This window comes from Robertmurraya dakarensis (genome assembly GCF_900156875.1).
GTDB lineage: Bacteria > Bacillota > Bacilli > Bacillales > Cytobacillaceae > Robertmurraya > Robertmurraya dakarensis.
In genome coordinates, this window is the sequence record NZ_LT707409.1 from 1,385,781 (window position 1) to 1,409,625 (window position 23,845).

23 protein-coding genes are annotated in these 23,845 nt (G+C 38.6%); all 23 read right to left on the reverse strand.

Features of this window, described 5'->3' with window-relative positions:
• Positions 1 to 38: 38 nt before the first annotated feature.
• Positions 39 to 836, reverse strand: a complete 798-nt coding sequence (locus CZ487_RS15555) for an SDR family NAD(P)-dependent oxidoreductase (RefSeq protein ID WP_077213203.1) — start codon at positions 834 to 836, stop codon at positions 39 to 41.
• Entirely contained in the window at positions 833 to 2,404 is a 1,572-nt protein-coding gene (locus CZ487_RS15560; protein WP_077213204.1) for a class I adenylate-forming enzyme family protein, read from the reverse strand. The genes CZ487_RS15555 and CZ487_RS15560 overlap by 4 nt, the downstream gene beginning before the upstream one ends.
• A gap of 26 nt (positions 2,405 to 2,430) precedes the next feature.
• Positions 2,431 to 3,585 carry an acyl-CoA dehydrogenase family protein gene (locus tag CZ487_RS15565; protein ID WP_077213205.1) on the reverse strand — a complete coding sequence of 385 codons (1,155 nt, stop codon included), beginning with the start codon at positions 3,583 to 3,585 and terminating at the stop codon, positions 2,431 to 2,433.
• A 31-nt stretch (positions 3,586 to 3,616) separates the two neighbouring features.
• Positions 3,617 to 4,525, reverse strand: a complete 909-nt coding sequence (locus tag CZ487_RS15570) for an NAD(P)H-dependent flavin oxidoreductase (RefSeq protein ID WP_077213206.1) — start codon at positions 4,523 to 4,525, stop codon at positions 3,617 to 3,619.
• A gap of 6 nt (positions 4,526 to 4,531) precedes the next feature.
• A complete protein-coding gene (locus tag CZ487_RS15575; protein WP_077213207.1) occupies positions 4,532 to 5,302 on the reverse strand; it encodes a crotonase/enoyl-CoA hydratase family protein in 771 nt (256 codons plus the stop codon).
• Positions 5,303 to 5,395: 93 nt separating this feature from the next.
• The gene (locus CZ487_RS15580) at positions 5,396 to 5,572 is read right to left on the reverse strand and encodes an AMP-binding enzyme (RefSeq protein WP_161949651.1); all 177 of its coding nucleotides are present in this window, start codon (positions 5,570 to 5,572) and stop codon (positions 5,396 to 5,398) included.
• Between the two features lie 193 nt (positions 5,573 to 5,765).
• Entirely contained in the window at positions 5,766 to 6,914 is a 1,149-nt protein-coding gene (locus tag CZ487_RS15585; protein ID WP_077213209.1) for an acyl-CoA dehydrogenase family protein, read from the reverse strand.
• Positions 6,915 to 7,040: 126 nt separating this feature from the next.
• Positions 7,041 to 8,150: a thiolase family protein gene (locus CZ487_RS15590; protein WP_077213210.1), complete on the reverse strand. Its 1,110-nt coding sequence runs from the start codon at positions 8,148 to 8,150 to the stop codon at positions 7,041 to 7,043.
• A 15-nt stretch (positions 8,151 to 8,165) separates the two neighbouring features.
• Positions 8,166 to 8,567 (reverse strand): Zn-ribbon domain-containing OB-fold protein, encoded by a 402-nt coding sequence (locus CZ487_RS15595; RefSeq protein WP_077213211.1) that lies wholly within the window; start codon positions 8,565 to 8,567, stop codon positions 8,166 to 8,168.
• A gap of 242 nt (positions 8,568 to 8,809) precedes the next feature.
• Complete coding sequence (locus tag CZ487_RS15600) at positions 8,810 to 9,682, reverse strand: acyl-CoA dehydrogenase family protein (protein ID WP_084783300.1); 873 nt, start codon at positions 9,680 to 9,682, stop codon at positions 8,810 to 8,812.
• A gap of 33 nt (positions 9,683 to 9,715) precedes the next feature.
• The gene (locus tag CZ487_RS26205) at positions 9,716 to 9,970 is read right to left on the reverse strand and encodes an acyl-CoA dehydrogenase family protein (protein ID WP_161949653.1); all 255 of its coding nucleotides are present in this window, start codon (positions 9,968 to 9,970) and stop codon (positions 9,716 to 9,718) included.
• A gap of 43 nt (positions 9,971 to 10,013) precedes the next feature.
• Positions 10,014 to 11,648, reverse strand: coding sequence for an ABC transporter substrate-binding protein (locus tag CZ487_RS15605; protein ID WP_077213212.1), 1,635 nt, complete (start codon positions 11,646 to 11,648; stop codon positions 10,014 to 10,016).
• A gap of 46 nt (positions 11,649 to 11,694) precedes the next feature.
• Positions 11,695 to 12,594, reverse strand: coding sequence for an ABC transporter permease (locus tag CZ487_RS15610; RefSeq protein WP_077213213.1), 900 nt, complete (start codon positions 12,592 to 12,594; stop codon positions 11,695 to 11,697).
• Positions 12,595 to 12,629: 35 nt separating this feature from the next.
• On the reverse strand, positions 12,630 to 13,580 hold the full coding sequence (gene nikB, locus CZ487_RS15615) for a nickel ABC transporter permease (protein WP_077213214.1): 951 nt from the start codon (positions 13,578 to 13,580) through the stop codon (positions 12,630 to 12,632).
• A gap of 13 nt (positions 13,581 to 13,593) precedes the next feature.
• Positions 13,594 to 15,624: an ABC transporter ATP-binding protein gene (locus tag CZ487_RS27745; RefSeq protein WP_272914204.1), complete on the reverse strand. Its 2,031-nt coding sequence runs from the start codon at positions 15,622 to 15,624 to the stop codon at positions 13,594 to 13,596.
• Between the two features lie 385 nt (positions 15,625 to 16,009).
• Positions 16,010 to 16,795, reverse strand: a complete 786-nt coding sequence (locus CZ487_RS15625; protein WP_077213216.1) for an enoyl-CoA hydratase/isomerase family protein — start codon at positions 16,793 to 16,795, stop codon at positions 16,010 to 16,012.
• 110 nt (positions 16,796 to 16,905) lie between these two features.
• Positions 16,906 to 17,667: an SDR family oxidoreductase gene (locus CZ487_RS15630; protein WP_077213217.1), complete on the reverse strand. Its 762-nt coding sequence runs from the start codon at positions 17,665 to 17,667 to the stop codon at positions 16,906 to 16,908.
• A gap of 11 nt (positions 17,668 to 17,678) precedes the next feature.
• The gene (locus CZ487_RS15635) at positions 17,679 to 18,086 is read right to left on the reverse strand and encodes a PaaI family thioesterase (RefSeq protein WP_077213218.1); all 408 of its coding nucleotides are present in this window, start codon (positions 18,084 to 18,086) and stop codon (positions 17,679 to 17,681) included.
• Positions 18,087 to 18,142: 56 nt separating this feature from the next.
• Positions 18,143 to 19,708, reverse strand: a complete 1,566-nt coding sequence (locus tag CZ487_RS15640) for a long-chain-fatty-acid--CoA ligase (RefSeq protein ID WP_077213219.1) — start codon at positions 19,706 to 19,708, stop codon at positions 18,143 to 18,145.
• Positions 19,709 to 19,772: 64 nt separating this feature from the next.
• The gene (locus tag CZ487_RS15645) at positions 19,773 to 20,768 is read right to left on the reverse strand and encodes an ABC transporter ATP-binding protein (RefSeq protein ID WP_272914205.1); all 996 of its coding nucleotides are present in this window, start codon (positions 20,766 to 20,768) and stop codon (positions 19,773 to 19,775) included.
• Positions 20,750 to 21,712 carry an ABC transporter ATP-binding protein gene (locus tag CZ487_RS15650; RefSeq protein WP_077213220.1) on the reverse strand — a complete coding sequence of 321 codons (963 nt, stop codon included), beginning with the start codon at positions 21,710 to 21,712 and terminating at the stop codon, positions 20,750 to 20,752. Before CZ487_RS15650 ends, CZ487_RS15645 begins: the two co-directional genes overlap by 19 nt.
• 11 nt (positions 21,713 to 21,723) lie before the next feature.
• On the reverse strand, positions 21,724 to 22,629 hold the full coding sequence (locus tag CZ487_RS15655) for an ABC transporter permease (protein WP_084783302.1): 906 nt from the start codon (positions 22,627 to 22,629) through the stop codon (positions 21,724 to 21,726).
• A gap of 17 nt (positions 22,630 to 22,646) precedes the next feature.
• Positions 22,647 to 23,582 carry an ABC transporter permease gene (locus CZ487_RS15660; RefSeq protein WP_077213222.1) on the reverse strand — a complete coding sequence of 312 codons (936 nt, stop codon included), beginning with the start codon at positions 23,580 to 23,582 and terminating at the stop codon, positions 22,647 to 22,649.
• Positions 23,583 to 23,845 lie beyond the last annotated feature (263 nt).

A 23,845-nucleotide genomic window follows, 5' to 3' on the forward strand; every position in this document is an offset into this window, starting at 1 on the left:
TTAGATTAAACTTATATTTTTCTATGTTATTAATTTTTTTATTGATTAAAAGAATAGCCGCCATTCACTGGGTAAGTTTGCCCTGTAATCCAGCTAGATGCGTCAGAAGCTAGGAATAGTACCATATTGGCAACATCACTTGGTTCTCCAACACGGCGAATGACATAATTTTTCAACATCTTACGAAGTCGTTCTTCATCCTCTAGTCCTGCGGCAATTGCTGGGGTTCTAGTTGCTCCAATCGCAACAGAATTAGCTGTAATTTGGTAACGCCCAAGTGATTTTGCTAATGCTCTCATAAGTCCAGAAGCTCCTGCCTTTGCAGCAGAGTAAACAGCTAGATGCGGTTCACCAACTCTTCCTGCGTCAGAAATAATCGTGATAACTCTCCCTCCAGGACCTTCTTTAATCATCCCCGGAAGGGCAGCTCGACAGCCATTTAATACCCCATGAAGGTTAACATCAATCCATGTACCCCATGTTTTTGGATCAGATTCCCAAAAAGGAATACCCCTCTGATCAGAATTGTTATTTACGCCAGAATTCCCCGCGTTATTTACCAATACACCAATCCCCTTATTAAAATGATTCTCAGCGGTCTTTACCATTTTTTCTACACTTTCAAAATCAGTAACATCACCTTGCAAGGCTAAAGCTCTGCCACCAGCCTTTTCAATTTCAGCTGCAACCGCTTCAGCACGTTCGAGATAGTAGTCGTTCACTACTACACCACCCGCATTATTTGCTGCTAATTGTAACGCAATTTGTCTGCCTACTCCCTGTCCTGCTCCTGTAATCAACGCAACGCGACCATTTAAATCTAGAATATTATTCATATATTTCTCTCCCTTTCTCTCCAATATTGAGCTCGAAGCTCGTTTTTTAGTAGTTTTCCCATCGTATTTCGAGGTAATTCTTGAACAATTTCTATGGATCTTGGCAACTTATAAACTGCGAGTTCTTTTTTACTAAATTCATGTAGTTCATTTTCACTAATATTGGCACCCGTTTTTAGCTCACAAAATGCTTTGACTTGTTCACCAAAATCATCATGTGGTATACCAATAACAGCAACATCTTGAATAGCAGGATGTTTAAGAAGAACAGATTCAATTTCAGCAGGGTAAATATTGACTCCCCCAGAAATAATCATGTCTTTCTTTCGGTCTGTAATATAGAGATAGCCATCTTCATCTAAATAGCCGACATCGCCAACTCTAAAGTAGCCCTGTTTATCAAGAGTATCTGGACCAAGCGGCTCCCGATTAAGGTAACTTTCAATCGTCATTGGCGATTTTATCCAAAGTTCTCCTGGAACTCCTTGAGGCAATGGGTTTCCCTGTTCATCACGTACAGATACATGCACGTTCTTATAAGGGCGGCCTGAAGAACCAAGCTTAACCATTATCATGTCAGGAGGAATAAGTGAAACTAATCCTGTCTCACTTGATCCATATGACTCGTAAAGAACATTTTCTCCAAAGTAACTGATCGCCCATTGCTTTAGAACACTTGAAACAGGAGCTGCCCCACAAGATAAGAATGTGATAGACGAAACATCGTATTTTTCTAAAATTTCTTTAGGCAAGGCTGCAACCCGTTTTAACATTGTCGGAACCGTAACCCAAGTGGAAATTTTATATTGCTCTATTAATTGCAATGATCTTTCAGGGTTAAATCTTTTTAATAACACAACCGTATTTCCTTTTGAGTGTGCCAATTCCGCTGCATGCGGGCCCGCACCATGATGCAACGGCAATGTTAATAGTGTCTTATTCTCGGGTGATGGGGAAACCTTTTTCGCTTTCTCCATATCGAGCATATATTCTGTAATCTCTTTTTCTCGTTCTTTAAGTAGAGTGAGCGGAAGATGTACTCCCTTTGGTTTCCCAGTCGTCCCAGAAGTATAAACAATTTTAGGGACTTTCTTACCATCGGCAAATCTTAAAGGAGCGGTAGTCCTCGAAATGATATCTTCAATTCTATCTACACCCGGAATAGAGTGATTTGTCCCAATCGTTAACCAAGCGTTCAAGTTCATATCCTTCAGTTCATTGGTAAAACTAACCGGGTCCTCGTCATCAAAAACAATAGCCTTTGCCCCGCTATCTTCAATCATATAACGGACCTCAGAGGGGGTTAAGCGCCAATTGACTGTTAAGGTACTGCAGCCAATTTTGGCAAAGGCACGGTTAATAATGAACCATTCCTTCCTGATATGGGAACGGACAGCTACAATATCCAATGGGTTGATACCCTTTTGAATAAAAGCCTCGGCCAACTGATTGGCTTTGTCATTCCAATCCTTCCATGTTAGTTCATTTCCGGATTCATCGATGATTGCCGGTTCATTTGGTTTTTGTTGAGCCCAATATTCCAAGCTACCCGCAATTGGTTTAGTCATAATTACCTCCTACTAGACATTTGCTTCTATTTTCTTATCGCATTTAGACCGGTAAGTTCACGACCGATTACTAATTTTTGTATTTGCGTAGTTCCTTCTGGAATTGTTAAGATTCTGGCATTTCTAAACAGACGCTCTAATGGGAATTCTGACGTTAACCCATAGGCACCATGAATTTGAATCGCTTTTGAAGTGACACGAATAGCCATTTCGGTAGCAAATTGTTTAGCCATCGATGTCTCAACCCTGCAGTGTTTTCCTTTATTAACCATATCAAGTGCACGGTAAGTTAATAGGCGAGAAGCATCAATTTCTGTCTTCATATCTGCAAGCATTTCTTGGACTAATTGGAATGAACCAATCTTTTTCCCAAATTGCTCTCTTTCATTCACATATTTTAAAGAATACTCAAGTGCTTTTTCAGCAATAGTAGTTGCTTTTGCTGCAACAAAACAACGCCATGCATGATAACCTTTTAAGTTCTTCACTAACCCTTCTCCTTCAGGTACTAAAAGGTTTTCCTTCGGTACTCGAACATTATCAAAATATAATTCTGCTAAATCTCCAGTTTTAAGACCCATTAATTCAATTCTCCTAGATTCTACTGGTGTTTCTTCTCGATCGATAAGAATAGTCCCTAAACCTTTTCCACCTTTAGATTTATCGAATTGTACAGTAACAGAGATGTAGTCAGCATGGTTTCCATTTGTAATGAAGGTTTTTGTCCCATTAATCACCCAATGATCTCCATCCAAATAGGCAGTTGTCTGCATTCCGGATGTATCAGAACCGACATTTGGTTCTGTATTTGCTGAACAGGCAATTTTATCCCCAGCAAGGAGTCCAGGTAAGAATTTTTCTTTATGGTAGTCAGAACCTCCATGTGCAATACTCCTGGCAACATTTGGTGAAATTCCTGCATAACCGCTAAGCTCACCTGGCAACTCCTCATACATGAGGGCCCATGTCATTGTATCCATGCCAGCTCCACCTTGTTCTTCTGGAATTGTCGTGGATAATAACCCAAATGGTTTTAACTCCTTCATCATGCTTAAGATAAATTCTTTTGATAACGGTTTGTCATGGCCTTGTTCTTCAATCGCAGGTTCCAGTACTTCTCTAACAAATTTCTTCATTGTTTTCTTAAGCATTACTTGTTCATCAGTAAAATCAAAATTCATAGTCAATCTCCTCCAATATATAAGTTAAATGTTAAATTTTAACTTTCTCGTTATATTCTACAGAAAGCTCTTTAACTAATTCTTCTACGGACACAATCTCTTTCACTGCAGTGACACCTTGACCTGCAGACCAAATATCTTTCCATCTTTTCTTGCGATGTTCACTGTTATTAAATTCTTGATATGGTGGAAGATTATCCGGATCCAGACCCGCATCCACGATCGTAGGTCGTAAATAATTTGCAGTCATTCCTGAAATTGATTTAGTCGTCATAACATCGTCCATATTCACTTCGATAAGCTTTTGTTTATATTCTTCATCGGCAATGCTTTCAATTGTTGGGATAAATCTTGTTCCCATAAATACTAGGTCAGCACCCAGTACTTCTGCTGCTCGTATACCAGCTCCATCCATGACACAGCCTGCCAAAACGACAAGTCCATCATAGAATTCTCGCACTGCACGAACAAATGCAAATGGATTATTCCAACCAGCATTACCTCCAGCTCCAGCCGTTAAAAGAACAAGTCCGTCCACACCTAGTTCAGCAGCTTTGCGTGCATGCTTAAGGGTCGCAACATCTGCAATAACAATTCCACCGTATGAATGGATCGGACCAACCACTTTTTCTGGAGACCCGACACTACTAATAACCATTGGGACCTTGTATCGCTTACACAGTTCAATTTCCTCTTCCAGCCGATCACTTCGGGCGATTAGATTAACTGCATAGGGTGCTGCACTAGGTTCCTTTTCTAGTTCACTAGTTATTTGGGATAACCACAGTTCAAGCTCTTCAATTGTTCTGGGATTCTTTGCCGGAAATGAGCCAATGACCCCACTTTTACATGAAGCAACTACTAACTCTGGCCCTGATACCCGAAACATTGGAGCAGCTACAACCGGTAGAGATAAGTTTTTTAATATTGGATGAGACATCGCTACTTACCTCCCCATCCATACTGGCTTACGTTTTTCCGCAAATGCTTTTAATCCTTCTTTCCTATCTTCTGATTCCAATGCAACTTTTGCGTAATCCATCTGGTTCTGCCATGCTTCTTCCTCTGTCCATTCATAGGAACGGCGAATAATTTCTTTTGTAGCAATTTGCGCGGTCGGACCATTTACCGTAATCCGTTCCGCTAATGCTATAGCACCTTCAAGAGCTTTTCCAGGCTCTGTTAATTGGTTCACTACTCCATGACGATGGAAATGCTCCGCTGGTAACATATCCGCAGTAAGTGCTAGCTCCATTACTAAATGGTATGGCATACGTTTTGGAAGTCGAAATAGGCCGCCACCTACAGCAACAAGATTATGACGGACTTCAGGAAGTCCTAATCGAGCATTATTAGCAGCTACAATCATGTCACATGACAAGCAAAGTTCCATTCCACCAGCTACTGCATATCCCTCAACTGCTGCAATCACCGGCTTTTTTGGTGGTTTTGCAAAAATACCAAATCCTCCACGTTCAGTAGAAGCACGTTCTCCCCGCGCTGCTGCTTTTAGATCTGCACCTGCAGAAAAAGTTCCGCCTGCACCAGTAATAATCGCAATAAATAATTTAGGGTCTTCTTCAAATCGATCAATTGCTTTATTCATTTGTGTTGCTGTAGCTAAATCAAAAGCATTTTTAGCTTCAGGTCTGTTAATGGTAATGATAAAAATATTTCCTCTTTTTTCAGTTAAAATTAAATTTTCTTGATTACTCATAAATATTTCCCCCTTAGTGAAGATATAGAAAAGGAATCTAAGTTACATAAACGCTCTATATAATTTAAATATTCAGAAAATACAAAAACCCTTTTAAACCGTTTTGGGCACCTTATATTTCCCAATTAGATTCTTAGTAAATTCAAGTAGTTCTTGTTCGCTAATCTTCATTTCTTGTTTTAAGATGACTTCGCCATGAACGGCTTCTCCCCATTTTTCATCCGGAATTCCAACCACTGCTGATTGCTGGACTGCTTGATGAGAGCTCAAAGTATTTACCACCTCAATTGACCCAAACCCTTGTAAGAATGTATTTCTAAGTTTATTCTGCAAAAACTCTAATTTTGCAGAACTCATAGGAGATGCTCCGTAAATCACAGCCTCTAAACTGTTAAATCAAAAGCTCTTCATATCCATTCTTCGCTAGTAAAATAAATAGTGTTATTAATAGCATCTTTCTTTACTATTTAAAAGCACTTATTCCAGTAAGTTCGCGCCCCATAATTAATTGTTGGATCTGCGTTGTTCCTTCTGGAATTGGAAGGATTCTTGCACTTCTGTATAAACGCTCAAGCGGAAATTCAGAAGTTAGCCCATAAGCTCCATGTATTTGAATGGCATCTGATGTGACACGAACGGCCATTTCTGCCGCAAATGCCTTAGCCATTGATGTTTCCAATCGACAATGTTTCCCTTTATTCACCATATCTAATGCGCGATATGCTAGAAGTCTGGCAGCATCAATATCGGTCTTCATATCAGCAAGCATTTCCTGAATTAATTGGAAAGAACCAATTTTTTTCCCGAATTGCTCACGCTCTTTAACGTATTGTAACGAGTACTCCAATGCTTTATCAGCAATTGTAATTGCGTGTATAGCAACAAAGCAGCGCCAAACGTGGAATCCTTTTAGTTTACCTTTGTGCCCTTCACCTTCTGGAACTAATAAATTCTCTTTTGGAACCCGAAGGTTATCAAAATAAAGCTCAGCTAAGTCGCCTCCTTCAAACCCCATCAATTTTATAGGTCTTGACTCAAATGGCGTCTCATTACGGTCAACTAGAATAGTTCCTACCCCCTGACTTCCCTTGGAACGATCAAACTGTACAGAAACACCGATATAATCCGCATGGATTCCATTCGTGATAAACGTTTTAGTACCATTAATCACCCAATGGTCTCCATCCAAATAAGCAGTTGTTTGAATTTCCGCTTGATTAGAACCAACGTTTGGTTCTGTATTAGCAGAACATCCTGTCTTATCACCTGACAAGAGACCAGGTAAAAACTTCTCTTTCTGATAAGCAGAACCATTATTAGCAATTGCTCTTGCCAATCCCGGAGAAACACCACCAATTCCTTTTAGTTCATGTGGCAATTCCTCATAAATCAGGGCATACGTCATTACATCAAGACCAGCACCTCCAAGCTCTTCAGGAATTGTTGTCCCAAGGAGTCCGTAAGGCTTTATCGCTTTCATTACTTTGGTTAAATACTCCTTCGTAATTGGCTTTCCCTCTTGCTCTTTTATCATTGGCTCCAATACTTCTTTAGAGACCTTTCTCATCGTTTGCTTTAGCATCAACTGTTCTTCTGTGAAATCAAAATTCATGTAATTTTCCTCCCTTTTATCGATACAGTGAGTCAATAGTGGAAATAAGGATCAATTTACCTTCAAGGAATAGAATCTCTACTCATGAAGGTAAATTGTCCACACCATCCATTTTCCCTGTAGGACTTATAATGAAAAAATGTTTACTGCACAAATGCCACCTGCACCTTGCGTATGTGCTAAGCCCACTTTCGGATTATTTTGCACTTGTCTTTGACCAGCTTCCCCACGTAACTGCCAAGCTATTTCACAAACTTGAGCTACACCTGTCATCCCTAAAGGATGACCGCGTGATTGTAAACCACCGCTTGGGCTAACTGGTAAACTTCCAGTTATTTCAGTTACGCCTTCATCAATGAGACTTCCAGATTCCCCTGGTGCACAGAAACCAAGAGCTTCATAATGAAGTAGCTCACCAATTGTAAACGCATCATGAACTTCTGCTAGACTAATATCTTTAGGACCAAGTCCTGCCATTTGATAGGCAATATTAGCTGTTCTTGTTGTTAAATCGATATCTTCTAAAATCGTTTCTGTTTGCACAGCTGTACCAACGAATTTAATTGGGTCTTGATTTCTATTTTTCTTCATAACATTTTCAGATACTAAAATAACAGCTGCTGCTCCGTCACTCGTAGGACATGCCTGTAATAAAGTTAATGGATCGGCAATCGGACGTGATTGTAATACTTCTTCTAATGTGAAGTTCTTTTGATAATGAGCATATGGATTATAGGTACCATTCTTGTGATTCTTAACGGAGACCTTCGCCATTTGCTCAGGCGTTGTGCCATATTCATACATATGCCTTTGTGCTTTTTGGGCATATTCAGATGGCATTACCTGTAACCCTAATTTATCTTCATAAGATCGTTCTTCACCCTTATTTGCGTCAATTACGCCTCTTTTCATTTTTTCAAACCCAACCACCAAGACTACATCATATTTACCATAAGCGATATCATAATAGGCATGATGTAGTGCTGTTGAACCACTTGCACAGGCATTTTCTACATTTGTAACATTTAATCCTGTAATTCCAATCTGGGAAAAGACTTTCTGACCAGCTGATGGTCCTTGCATAACATGTGCTGCATACGCAGCCTGAACATCGCGCCATTTCATACCCGCATCCTGCAGTGCATTCATACAGGCTTCCGCTGCTTTAGTTTCGATTTTCTCTGTATAACGACCACATTTTACCATTCCAACACCTTGGACATATACATTTCTCATGATTTATCCCCCTTTTTAACCTACTGGACAGAACCGATAGATTTTCACTTTTTCCCCTTGCTCATTGATCATGACATGTGGTTCAACCTGCATTTTCGTTCCAATCTGCAGTGGAGATAGTTCATCATTTTTAATTTGTGTTTTTACGATTACTCCTTCAGGTAATTTCACCCTTCCTACGGTATAAGGAACCTTATCCTTCCACCAAGGGGGACCCTGCCTAATAATCGTATAGGTATATAATTCGCCCTCTTGCGATAAAGCTGTTCTTTCCATTTCATGACTGCATCTTGGACAATAAGATTGAGCAGGAAAAGCATATTGATTGCAGTCAGGGCATTTACTTCCAATTAACCTAGCATCTTGATCCATTACACCTTCTTCAAATAGTGGAATCTCCGCCATTGATTTTTCCAAACTAAACACCTTCCTTTTATAAAATAAGAATTCCAACAGTGGGGGTTTTCTTTCATCCCCCACTGGGAAAGTTAAACTAAAGGACTAATAGGGGCTAATGTTCACTCATTATCTTTTTTGAGCCCGCGAGGTAGGGGTCTTATTGCCGGTTAACCTTAAAAAGAGGCTATTGTTACTGACTATATATCCGGAAGCATCACCCCTCTAATAGCTTCTAAATGACTTAATTTTTCAATTACTGCTTATTTAAATGCACTCATACCAGTTAGTTCACGCCCCATAATCAACTTTTGAATCTGGGATGTTCCTTCAGGAATAGTTAATATCTTTGCATTTCGATAGAGGCGTTCTAACGGAAATTCAGTAGTCAATCCGTAGGCACCGTGAATCTGAATGGCATTTGATGTAACACGAACAGCCATCTCTGTTGCAAATTGTTTAGCCATCGAACTCTCAAGCCGACTATTTTTCCCTTTGGTAACCATATCTAATGCTCGATAGGCTAGTAGCTTAGAAATATCAAGATCGGTTTTCATATCTGCTAACAATTTCTGAATTAACTGAAAGGATCCAATTGGTTTGCCGAACTGCTGCCTTTCCTTGACATATTTTAGAGAATGTTCCAATGCTTTCTCAGCGATAGAGTTTGCATGAACGGCAACAAAGCATCTCCAAGTATGAAAACCTACCATTTTATGCTTATAACCTTCACCAGGAGGTACGATGAGGTTTTCCTTTGGAACACGGAGATCATCAAAATGAAGCTCCGCTAACTCTGCCAAATCTCCTCCTTTAAGTCCCAGCAAATGAATTCTTTTGGATTCAAATGATGTTTCATTTCGATCAACTAGTATCATTCCGATACCCTTAGAACCCTTGCTACGGTCAAATTGGACAGCAACACTTACATAATCTGCAAATTCACCATTTGTAATAAAGGTTTTTGTTCCATTGATCACCCAACTGTCTCCATCTAGATAAGCTGATGTTTGAATTTCAGATGCGCTTGAGCCAACATTTGGTTCCGTATTTGCTGAACAACCAATCTTGTCTCCTGATAACAGTCCAGGCAGAAACTTATTACAATGACACTCATTCCCGTGATCTGCTATCATTCTGGCAAGACCAGAGGAGATCCCAACAATCCCTTAGAATTCAACTGGAAGCTCTTCATAAATCAATCCATATGTCATTACGTCAAGCCCATCCCCTCCCAATTCTTTAGGAATGGTAGTGCCTAGGAACCCATATGGCTTTAATTCTTTTAAAATATTAATCATAAAATCTTTGGAGTACGGTTTATCCTGACCTTCTCTAGCAATCGCTGGCTCCAATACTTCTTTTGACAATTTCTTGACCGTTTGCTTAAGCATGATTTGCTCACCTGTAAAATCAAAATTCATAATCATCATCCTCCAGTTGCAGCGAACAAATTACTTGCACTTTTTATTTATCAAGCCAAACATTCTTCATATGGATATACCCGTATGATGCATGTTCATGCCATGCCTGTAAATATGGAGGTATCGGCAAAGTTCTATACTGTGTTACAATTGGCATCGGATTTAAGACATGCTTTAAGATATACCTTTGCGCTTCATGTACTTTTGCCTTTCTCGCATCCACATCTAGAAGTACTCGTTGTTCTTCAAGAATTTTATCCAACTCTGGATAACTGTCGCCGAAATAATTCCCTACACCATTAGTATGGAATTGATAATATAACCACTCATCAACCTCTTGATATCTAGTGATATAACCAAACTTCAGTTCAAAATCTCCAGCTCTCCATCTTTCAATGAATGATCCATATTCAGCAACTTCAATTTCTGCATTAATGCCAATCGCTTTTAGATCTTCCGCCACCCATTGTGCCAAACGAACTAGTTCCTCACCGTAAGCTTCAGTTGTCATAATTACTGTGTCAAAGCCGTTAGGGAAACCAGCATCAGCTAATAGTTGCTTTGCTTTTTCAGGATCATATGCTAGAAGCTCTTCTCTTTCTTCTATTGGTAGTGACCAGTCTCCCATTGTTGGATTAACCGGGGCACTTATTTCCCCACCGCCATAAATACGATCAACTGCATTTTGTCTATCGATTGCCATACTAATTGCTTGACGAACACGTTCATCTTTAAATTTTTCATGCTTCATCCCCATGGCCAACTGAGATTGTGTCGCATATAGTTTTCTATTCTCAATCGTATCTGGATTTGTTCGTTTTAGATTTTCCCAATCTTCCGGCGATATCTCACTCATATATTCGATTTGGCCTGTTCTAAATGCAGCAATTCGTGCAGCTTGATCTGGAATTATCATAATGTCAACTCCATCAAGATATGGTTTACCTTCTTCAAAGTAGTTGGGATTACGAACATACGACGCTTTAATATTTTTGTCCCATTTTTCTAACATAAATGGTCCTGTACCAATCGCTTCCTCCGCTAAATTAATTTGACCTTCTATCGCTTCTTTTGGCAGAATCCACATAAAATGGCTTGCCATATTGGTTAAGAATGGAGCAAAGACTGTTTTTAAGTTAAAGACAACCGTTTGCTCATCCGGTGCCTCAATGCTTTCAACCGCGTCCAAAAGGTTTAATTGGTGTCCTGGCTGGTTTAATATGTTTTCCATCGTAGCGACAACATCTTCAGCTACTACTTTTCGTCCATTTACCGGCGGAAGATCATGCCAATAGGCTTCACGCAAGTGGAATGTGTAAGTTTTACCATCCTCCGAAACTTCCCATTCCTCTGCCAAATCCGGAACGATCGTAGCATCTGCGTAAGCTGCATCTGGACCAGTTTTGAATGTCACTAATTTATTATAAACAAGACCGGCACGGTCATGTACCTGATAGGTCGCTGATTCATGCGGATCTAAGGTTAAGGCGTCTGCAGGCATTGCAACTGTAACAGTTCCTCCGTACTTAGGTTCATCTGATTGACTACTATCTGAAGATGACGGATTTTCTGACTCATTCGACTCTTTTGCTGTTTCTTTCCCACCCGAGCATGCGGCAAGAGTGAGTGTTAACAGTAAGAGAAAACTGAAACACATCCATTTTAAACGTTGATTCATGTTCTTTTCCCCCTTGAACAAAATGTTCTTTTTAAATAATTTGATTTTATGAAGATAACTTTGGATCTAGGAAATCACGTAATGCATCACCAAGCAAGTTGAATGCTAAAACAGAAAAGCTCAATGCCAGCCCTGGGAAAATTACAAGCCATGGAGCACTCTCCATATAACGACTAGCATTACTAAGCATTAAACCCCATGAAGGATTTGGAGGTGGCGTACCAATTCCCAAAAAACTTAAGGATGCTTCTGCAATAATTGCCTGCCCAAAGGTTAAGCTCGCTAAAACAATAATCGGTGCAAGTGTATTCGGTAAGCCATGTTTCCAGATAATTCGAAGTGGACTTGAACCAATTGATTTGGACGCTTCGACAAAATTCATTTCTTTAATCCTTAACATTTCACCCCTGACAATTCTTGCAAATCGAGGAATCTCTATCACGACAAGGGCAATGATGACATTTTGAATGGATGGACCTAATAGTGCTGCTATGAACAGAGCCAATATTAAGGCCGGCACTGCCATAATTGCATCCATAATCCGCTGGATTAACATATCTATCTTTCCACCAAAGTATCCGGAAATTAATCCTACTAGAACTCCTATAACTAAAGAAATTACAACTGATGCGAATCCTACGATAAGTGAAATTCTTGAACCATAGACAATCCGGCTAAAAACGTCACGTCCTAAATCATCGGTTCCCATCAGATAGGTCGCACTAGGTGCAGCCAAAAATGCATCACGGTTCTGTGCGGTTGGATCATTTGGAGCAATAACCGGAGCAAAGATTGCAAATAGAACAATGAATAGGATAAATAAAATTGATATCGAACCAACTTTTTGTGTAAGAATAAAACGCTTACAATCCTTAAAAAACTTTAGTGTTCTTGCATTCTTTCTAACAATAACTTGACTTTGAGAGCTAATTTGAACCTCTTGCATGCCTTCACATCCTTTCTACTAAAGAAATGAACCTACTAGCTATTACGAATTCTAGGGTCAACCCAGCCATACATGATATCTACGATCAGATTAACAAGTAAGAACATTGCACCAAAGACTAGTACTGATGCCTGAACAACAGGATAGTCTCTCAATGTAACAGTCTCAAAAATCAAACTTCCTAACCCTGGCAGTGAAAAGATTGATTCTAATACAACAGTACCGCCAAGAAGATAGCCCACTTGTAAACCAATGAGAGTGATAACAGATACAAGGGAATTTCTAAGGGCGTGCTTATAAATGACGATTCTTTCCTTGGCTCCTTTTGAACGAATAGTACGAATAAAGTCTGAATGTAATACTTCTAATAATGCTGAACGGGTCATCCTGACAATACTTGCACTCAGTGTCATTGCGAGACAAATTGCGGGTAGAATCATTTGCTGCAAGTTTGCAATTGGGTCAACTGTAAAGGGTTGATAACTTAATGGCGGCATCCAATTAAAGGTTAATGACAAGAATGTTAAGAGAATTAGACCTACCCAGAAGTTCGGTACTGATAACCCACCTACAGAGATCAATCGCAGGAAATGATCAATAAATTTATTATGTTTTACTGCAGAAATTACACCGATCGGAATCCCAATCAAAATAGCTAGGACAACGGAAATGAAAGTTAATTCAAGTGTGATTGGTAAACGTTCTGCGATCATCTCAACTACAGGTCGATCTGACCAAAATGAGGACCCCAAGTCTCCCTGTACTGCACCTGTTACCCAATCTACTAGCTGGACAAATACATTCTTATCCAATCCTAATTCAGCTTGTAATGCTGCAACCTGTTCTTCTGAAGCAGCCCCAGCTTCTTGTAATTGAAGCGTTACTGCATCACCGGGAACAGCTCTGATCATGACAAATATAAATGTGACCATAATAAGTAAAACTACTAAACCAAATAATAATCTACGAATAATGTATTCTCCCACAAGATCACCTCTCTTAATACAGATGGCAAGAAACCAAATGTCCTGACCCCATATCCTTCAAGTCTGGTTTCTTCTGTTTGCAAATATCCATCGCTTTAGGACATCTCGTATGGAATTTACAGCCCGATGGTGGATTGGATGGACTTGGAACTTCACCTTTTAAAATGATTCGATCGGGTTGTCTTGTTGGATCTGCTACAGGAACTGCAGATATCAGCGCCTGTGAATAAGGATGCATTGGTTGATCGAATAATACTTCCGATTCAGCTACTTCTACTATTTCTCCTAAATACATGACAGATACCCTATCACAAATATACTTCACTACATTCAGATCATGAGAGATAAATAGATAGGAAAGTCCCATTTTTCTTTGTAAATCTTTTAATAAATTAAGAATTTGCGCTTGGACAGAAACATCTAACGCAGATACAGCCTCATCACAAATTAGTAAATCAGGATTTGTCGCTAAAGCTCGAGCAATCCCTATTCTCTGCCTTTGGCCCCCTGAAAATTGATGTGGAAACTTTTGAATATCGCTAGGATTTAGACCAACTGTCTCTAATAATTCTGCAATTCTTTCATGTTTTTCTTTTCCACTAGCAATACCATGTACCTCTAACGGTTCTCCAATAATGTCAAGTACGGTCATTCTTGGATTGAGTGAGCTATATGGATCTTGAAAAACAAATTGGATGCGCTGTCTAATCGCTTTCATCGTTTGACTATTTACTTGGTCCAAATCCTGTCCGGCAAATGACACAGTCCCTGCAGTTGATTGCAATAGCCTAGTAACCAAACGTCCAACAGTTGATTTTCCACAGCCTGATTCTCCAACAAGCCCCAATGTTTCACCTCTATAAATATCAAATGAAACATCATTAACAGCTTGAACATAGCCTACTGTTTTTGAAAAAAGACCCTTTTTAATCGGAAAATGCTTTTTTAATTTTCCAACGCTTAGGAGCAATTCTTTCTTTTCTACGGAATGGGTAGCAGAATGCTCAGTAAGCCCTTCATTAATTTCATCCTCTTTATTGATTAACGACAGCATTTCTTGTTCTGCTTCGGGATCCTTAAGCCAACATTTGCTGTAATGATCATCACCTAACTCCATCATCGGCGGCTCTTCTGTCGCACATTTACTGCTAGCGTATGAACAGCGCAGATGAAACCGACATCCAGAGGGCATTTCAGTAAGGCTCGGAACCGAACCTTTTATTGTATTTAGCCGCTGTGATCGATCAGTTTCAATTCTAGGGATACTTTTCAATAAGGCTTTCGTATAAGGATGCTGGGGATCGGCAAATAAATTTTTAACGCTAGCTTCTTCCACTACCTGTCCCGCATAGACAACCACAACCCGATCAGCCATCTCCGCTACAACTCCAAGGTCATGTGTAACGATTATAATAGACGTCCCCATTTGCTTCTGAAGATCCTTTAATAGAGTCATAATTTGCGCTTGCACAGTAACGTCTAAAGCTGTTGTAGGCTCATCTGCGATAAGTAAATTGGGCTTGCATGCTAATGCAATCGCTATCATTACACGTTGCCTTTGACCTCCAGATAATTGGTGTGGAAAGTTATTGATCCGACTTTCCGGATCTGGAAGACCGACAAGTCGTAATAATTCGATGGCGCGTTTTTCGTATTCTTTTTTTGGTAGTTTCTCATGAATTCGGATGGCCTCGATGATTTGATCACCAATGGTAAAGACGGGATCTAAACAAGTCATTGGATCCTGGAAAATCATTGAAATTTCTTTGCCTCGAATTTTACGAATTTCCTCATCAGTCATTTCATTCAATTTCAAATCATTAAACAATATTGATCCTGATGCTACTTTACCTGCTCCCTCTAGTAGTTTAATAATTGATAATGCGGAAACACTTTTACCAGATCCTGACTCACCAACTATAGCGAGAGTCTCTCCTTTTGCAACACTAAGTGATACCCCGCTGACCGCTTCTAATGGTCCGGATCTAGTTTGAAAAACGGTTCTTATATCATCTACCTTTAGTAGTACATCAGAGTTCTGCACGGAAACATATACCCCCTTCATAATTTGTATATTTTTTTAGCGCTATTATTTTGTGAATCTTACTTTTAAATGTAGGAACTGATATCATCTATCTTATCTACTAGTAGAAGTCATATTATTTACAAATTGTGTGTTAAAAGGATGGTTAAATATATGAATGATGTAGAATTTAAAAAGATTAATTCAGGATTATTATGAGGGCCGGAAGTAATATATTTGTTTATTATTAATATTTTTAATATTCTCAATATTTTCTTAATCTTATTACATAGTTGTATTGTTGTAAAATAGTTATAATTTATAGTTATTATAGATTTGCATTATATCTTCCCTTATACATTCTAAATGTATTAAGTACGAAAGATTGAATGGAGCCAATGCTAGCTTACTTTCCTTTGAAAACGGGCTTTTCTTTTTCTAGAAAAGCTGCCACACCTTCCTTATGATCCTCCGTTTCTTTAAGGATGGCCATATGAGAAGAAATCATATCAAGAGCTGTCTCTAATTGCATATCCGAAGCATTCCTTACCGACCTTTTCATCATTCTTATTGCTAGTTGAGGACCTTCTGCAATTCTTTTAGCTAAGTCTAATGTTTTTTCCATGAAGACTTCTGTAGGAAATACATGATTGACAAGACCAATACGCAGCGCTTCCTCAGCATCTACAAAATCTCCTGTCCAAAGAAGTTCATAGGCTTTGCTTTGGCCAATAAGTTTTGGTAAGAAAAAAGCTCCTCCATCTCCTGGAACCAATCCTACTTTTACATATCCTTCGCTTACTCGAGCTGTATCTGCCATTGTTCTAAAGTCTGTCATTAAAGCCATATCAAGCCCTGCCCCTACAGCGACTCCATTAATTGCTGCGATTACAGGTTTATCGATATCTTTCAGGATCAATGGAATTCTATGGATATGTTCCCAAAGAACATTTTTAAAATCTAGTGGGGTCGAAGTTCCCTCTGCTAGATTTCCCACTTCTCCACCAGAACAGAATGCATCTCCTGCACCCGTGATAACGATCACATTGACATTCTCATTATTTTTAGCTTCTTCTAGAGCTGCGAACCAAGTATCGATCATATCCTGATTAAATGCATTCTTTTTTTCCGGGCGATTTAGTGTAATAATTTTTACTTTATCTTCGATATGTGTAAGTATTGTTGACGACATAATACAGTTATGTTTTGAATTGTTATCGGGAATCTAAAACGAAAATGATTATATTTAAAAAAACAACCGATGTGTTTGTTTCATCACCTCGGTTGAATTGTTGTGAATGATTATAATGATGCACCACCGTCAACAGTAATAACTTGCCCTGTAATAAACTTACAGGCTTCACTTGCTAGTAAGAGGGCAGTAGCCTGAAGTGACTCAGGGTCGCCTGTTCTTTTCATTGGATTTCCCAATACTAATCTTTCTTTAGGTGCATGCTTTGACATATTTGTTTCATATATACCAGGTGCAATGGCATTTACATAGATTCCATATTCAACCCATTTTCTTGCAAGATCTCTTGTCAAATGATGAACAGCTGCTTTGCTTGTACTATAACCAATCGCATTTAGCTGATCGGAAGACTTTCCTCTTAAACCAGCAATGGATCCAATATTGATAATCTTCCCATAACCACGGCGAATCATATGATTTCCGACCGTCTTTGACATAAGAAATGTTCCTGTGACATTTACGTCTATTACTTTTTTCCAAGCTTCAAGTGGCATATTCTCAGCATCTGCCCCCCATGTAGCTCCACTATTGTTTACCAAGATGTCAATTTTCCCGAAATCACCTAGGACTTTTTCTACAGTATTAATGACGTCTTCCTCATGTGCAATATTACATGCATAAGCAGCTGTTTTAACTTTATATTTTTCATTTAAATATTTAGCACTTCTCTCACAATTTTCTAGTTTGCGAGAGCAAAGGGCAATATTAGCACCATGGTCTGCAAAAGCCTCTGCTATAATTAGACCAAGTCCAACTCCCCCACCAGTAATTAGTGCAGTACGACCTTGTAAATTAAATAGTGATTTGGCAATTTAATTTCTCCTTATTTCATATTTGGGCGAATAACTTTGAAGGTTCCAATTGTTATTGCAAGTAAGGTATCTTTACAATCTCTAATCTCACCTTCTGCAGTGATGATACTCTTTCCAACCTTCACTACTTTAGCGGTTGCATACAATGTGTCGCCCTCCTTTAAAGGAGCCAAAAAATTAATGCTAGAATTGATTGTTACCGTTGACTTGTTTGTTACAGTTTTAATTGTAGCCCCCATAACAGTATCGAGAATAGAAAAATAAACTCCTCCATGTACGACATCATTTGCATTTTTATGATGTGGGCCAATTTGTAATGAACAATGGACCACACCTTTTTCAGGCCTTTCTATCTTTACCCCTAAGAAATTATTAAAGGGGCTTCTTGCTTTTTGGCTTACTTTAATGGACTTTTCCATTCAATTACTTAGAGCCTCCTTTGTTTTTTGAATAATCAGAACTTTTAATCCGCTATTTATATATTTCTCGTTCTTTCTCTCCAAAAAGGTTCACGTAATTCCCTTCTCATCACTTTACCATAGGGATTAACAGGAATTGATTCTACAAACTCAATTGATTTTGGTTTTTTGTAACTAGCTATCTTACTTTTCACAAACTCAATGATTTCACTTTCTGTGGCTTCATGACCATCTTTTAAAACAACAAATGCTTTAACCGCTTCTCCCCACTCATCATCTGGTACACCAATTACTGCAGACTGAAAAATCGCATTATGAGCATGTAAGGCTTCCTCTACTTCTCTTGGATATATATTAAAACCACCACTAATAATCATGTCATGTTTACGATCGACGATAAAAAGGTATCTATCCTCGTCCATGAAGCCCATATCACCAGTGCGTAGCCAACCATCTTGCAGGCGCTCTTCAGTAGCCAAAGGATTTTTCCAATATCCTTTCATGACGTGGTTACCTTTAACAGTAATTTCCCCCACTTTTCCCTGTGGCAATTCATTCCCTTCGTTATCCAGTATTTTTATCTGTATTAATGTCAGTTCTCTTCCAGCAGATGATAGCCGGCCAACTTCTTTCTCATTACCGTCAATTTTATGATCTTCCTTTGATAGTAAAACACACTGTGCACCAGCCTCAGTTAAACCATATCCTTGAGCGAAAATATTTCCAAGTTTCTTTTGCGCTTGCTTTAGGTGCTCAACAGGCATTGGAGCAGCTCCGTATAAGATCGTTTTAAGGGAGGATAAATCATATTCATGAAGCTTAGGATAATTGATCAAAAAAAGAATCATCGTTGGTACCATCATTAAGGTTGTTCCTTTTTCCGTTTGAATCGTCTCTAAAAGTAATTTTGGATCAAACTCCGGTAAAATTACATTTACAGCCCCCTTCATAAAGTGAGGCAGCATTAAAGCACCACTAGCATGAGTAATTGGCCCAACATGAATAACTACGTCATCTTTTTCAGGTCTTGTTGAATCTAATATCTGATTAATTGCACTTGCAACATGATTTTTTTCAGTTACCATGACACCCTTAGGGAGTCCGGTTGTCCCCGAAGTATAACGAATAGACGAAAGATCCTCTTCATTGATCTGTATCATCGGATCTATGTTTGATTGACTGTTCAAAAGGAATTCATAGTCTCTAAAATCTTCTGTTCCCCCTCCAACGCGAATATAGTTTTTAACAATTGGTAACTGGGGTTTTATATCTTTGATGATATCAGTAAATTCTTCTCCGAAGATGACAGTGTTAGCTTCGGAATGATTTAGCATATATGCATGTTCATTCCCTGACAATCTGGCATTTAGCGGAACAAGAACAAATCCAGCTTTTGCAAAAGCAAAATTACATTCCATTCCTTGGAGGGAGTTGTGTAAAAGAACACCTACTCTGTCACCCTTTTTTACTCCTAAAGAAAGCAAAGCATTCTGTAATCGATTTAAGCGATCATCAAATTGCGCAAACGTTAACCTTACTTCTCCGGAAACTACCGCCAATTCATCGCTAAAACGTTGAACGGCACGACGGATAAGATAATCACTAGTAACTTGTAATCCCATATTATCCCCCTCATTTACTCACTAATTTAAAAATAATTTTAGATGTATTTGTCAACCTCTAGTGCTATATAATATGGCACGCAGCTTTATGGTCACCTTTAATTTCCTTATATTCAGGGTATATTTCTGCACATTTTTCCGTTTTAAATGGGCAACGAGTATGAAAATGACAACCCTTTGGTGGATTTTTTGGACTGGGAACATCCCCAGTTAAAATAATTCGCTGTTTTTTATCTTTTAATTTCGGATCTGCAATGGGTACTGAAGACATTAGTGCTTTCGTATAAGGGTGTTGCGGATTTTGAAATACTTCCTCCCTTGAACCCATCTCAACAATTCTTCCTAAATACATGACTGCAACTCGATCACTAATATGTTCGACAACACTAAGATCATGAGAGATAAAAATGTATGTTAAATTAAATTTCTTTTGCAATTCTTCTAGTAGGTTAAGTATTTGAGATTGTATGGAAACATCTAAGGCAGAAACAGGCTCATCACAGACGATTAGTTGAGGATTCAATGCTAATGCCCTAGCAATTCCTATGCGTTGCCTTTGTCCACCAGAAAATTCATGTGGATACCTATATAGATGATGCGGCCCTAAACCTACTAAATCTAGCAGTTCTAGTACTCTTGTTTCCATTTCTTCATTCGTCATTTTTCTATTAATGACAAGGGGCTCACTGATAATCTTCTTTATAGTATGTTTTGGATTTAACGAACTGTAAGTATCTTGAAAAATAATCTGGATGTTTTTACGTAAATCCCTTAATTCATTTCGATTCTTATCCAGCATATTTTCTTCATTAAAAATGATTTTTCCGGAAGTTGGTTCAGTCAATCGCAGTAAACTCATACCAACTGTACTCTTTCCGCAACCAGATTCTCCAACAATGCTGAATGTCTCACCTTTTTTTACGGTAAAACTAACACCATCCACTGCTTTTACTTCTCCGGTTGTCTTACCAAATACTCCGTTTTTGATAGGGAAATGCTTTTTCAACTCTTGAACGACCATAAGATCTTCTTTTTCATTTTCTATAATAACTTGTTCCAACAGCGCACCCTCCTGCCCTCTTGAATTTCTTCAAGCTTTGGTTCCGACTCAAAGCATTTATCTGTAGCAAACTCACAGCGTGGATTAAAGCGGCACCCTTTTGGCATATTTTCACGATCAGGCACCATTCCGTCGATAACATGAAGTTTTTCTTTCGGACTACCTAGTCTTGGAGCTGAGAGCATAAGACCTCGGGTATATGGATGAAGAGGCTGCTCAAATATGTCTTCTACTTTGCCTTCTTCAACAATTTGACCGGCATACATGACAATGGCTCGTTGACAAGTTTCTGCAACAACCCCTAGATCATGTGTTATCATCACAACACTCATATTAAAATCTTTTTGTAATTCCAAGATTAAATCTAGAATCTGCGCTTGGATTGTAACATCTAAAGCCGTTGTTGGTTCGTCAGCAATAAGAATTTTGGGATTACATGCAAGAGCCATCGCAATCATTACTCTTTGCCTCATTCCACCAGACAACTCATGAGGGTAAGCCTTGAGTTTCTCTTCTGGATCGGGTATTTTCACTTTTTGTAAAACTTCTATCGATCTTTTCTTTATTTCTGCAGCATTATAGTTTGTATGGTACTTAAACACTTCTGCAATTTGATTGCCTATCGTAAAAGAAGGATTGAGTGATGTAAGTGGCTCTTGGAAAATCATTGCCATATCCTTCCCACGAATTTGATTCATTTTTTTCGTTGTAAACGAAGTCAGATCTTTTCCGTCAAAAATAATGCTTCCTGAACTAAGCTTAATATTTTGAGGAAGCAAGCCCATTATTGAAAGCGCAGTCATACTTTTCCCACAACCACTTTCACCTACGACGGCCAATGTTTCACCTTGTTTTACCTGAAAGCTAATATTATCTAATATCGAATTGATTTGATTATTGTCAGGGCCAACTTTAAGGTCCTTAATTTCCATTAATGTTGTCATTTCAGCTCCCCCTATTTGCGTTTTTTACTAATATGTGGATCGAGTGCATCTCTAAGTGCATCCCCCACTAGATTGAAAGAAATAGATACAATAATCAGTGCCAAGCCTGGATAAATCGCTAGTGCTGGTTTAGTTGCTACATGTGGGAACCCATCCATAATCATATTTCCCCACGTGGCTGTTGGTGGCTGAATACCTAAACCTAAGAAGCTTAAACTTGCTTCAACCATAATCGCTGAAGTCATATGCAAAGCAGAGATTACCAAGAATGAACTAAGTACGTTTGGAAGGATATGAGATATAAGAATCCTTATCGTCCCACTTCCCATGGAAATTGCTGCTTTTACAAATTCCTTTTCTTTTACATCAAGAGTCGACCCACGAGCAATCCTCGCACAACTAGGAAGAAGTCCCACTGTAATCACTAAAATAAGAGTATAAATATTAGAACCAGCAGCAACTAACACCATTAAACCTAGTAATAAAAGTGGAATCGTTTGAATTGATTCTAGCACTCTCATTAAAATATCATCTAATTTTCCACCTTTATATCCAGCGATCATTCCGATCGCAAAACCGATTACACTACTTAGTGCAACAGAAATCACACCAACCAACATTGATGTTCGTGCACCATAAATGATTCGACTCAGGACATCCCTACCGTAAATATCAGTCCCTAGCCAATGTTCTGATGAAGAGGACTTCATTCGGTTTATGACATCTTGAGTATTCGGATCGTAAGGAGCAACAAGGGGAGCTGCAATTGCCATAATGCTCACAATGATTAATACCCATAGAGCAATCATTCCAATTTTATTACCTCGAAAGGCAGCCCATTCTGCCGACTTTCTTTTACTGTTTTTTTTGATTACATTTAGATCTTCAACTTCTTTTATAATCGTTCTTTCCATCATCTTGGCCTCCCTTCCTTTTAGCTAGGTCGAATTCTAGGATTTATGATCGAATAACTGATATCAACTAATAGATTCACGACCATGACTGCAATTGCAAATAGCACTAAACACCCTTGCAGCACAGGGAAATCACGTGTAGTAATTGCTCCAATAGCTAGACTTCCTAACCCTGGACGACTAAAAATAGATTCTGTAATAACTGCACCGCTTAATAAGCCGGTCATTTGTAAACCAATAACCGTTACAACAGGAATAAGTGTATTTCTTAATACATGTTTGTATATTACTAATTTCTCAGGTATTCCCTTTGCCCATGCTGTACGAATATAATCTTGGTTAATTTCATCTAGCATACTGGAACGTGTATACCTCATAACAGACGCTGATAGAATTAAGCCAATGGTAAGTGACGGCAAGATTAAGTAATAAATTTGGTTTAGAAATCCTTCACCTGTTCCCATCGAAGGAAAAATTGCCATTTTCAGTGAAAATGCTAGAATCATATAAATTCCAAGAAGGAACGGTGGAACCGATAATCCAATGATCGATATGAATCTTAAAAAATTATCAATCTTCGTATTTCTTTTAAGTGCTGAAATTATCCCTAATGGAATCCCAATTACACATCCGAAAATAATACCAAAAAAGGTTAAATTAAGTGTATCGGGAAATACTGCGAATAACTGGGCAGATACGGACTCACCTGAAATAAAAGATTCACCAAAATCAGCCTGAACAATGTCCCCTAAATATGCGAGATATTGTTTCCATAAGGGTTCATTAAGCCCCATTTCTTCACGCAAAGCTTCTACTGCAGCCGGAGTTGCATTATCACCTAGCATCGCAACAGCTGGATCACCAGGGAGAATACGAAGTCCAAAAAAGATAATGGAAATCGTTAAGAACATTGTCGGCAACGTTACTAAAAGTCGTCGAAAAATAAATTTAAACATCTCCATCTCCTCCATTCTTTTATTTTTTCGAATAATTATTATTTAATTTAGTGAATAGCTAATATTACCAACGAGATGATAACGCTTACAACTAAACTATTACTGTGCTCAATGTTTATCTAGCTAAAGGAAATTTTTAGCCTTTAATCTACTTTTTATTATTGATGTAATAATTTACTTAATTTTCTTAATTATATGATAATTTTATTTTATACAAGCTAAAAAGTAAAATAGGGATATTTTATATCAAATATAAATCTTTT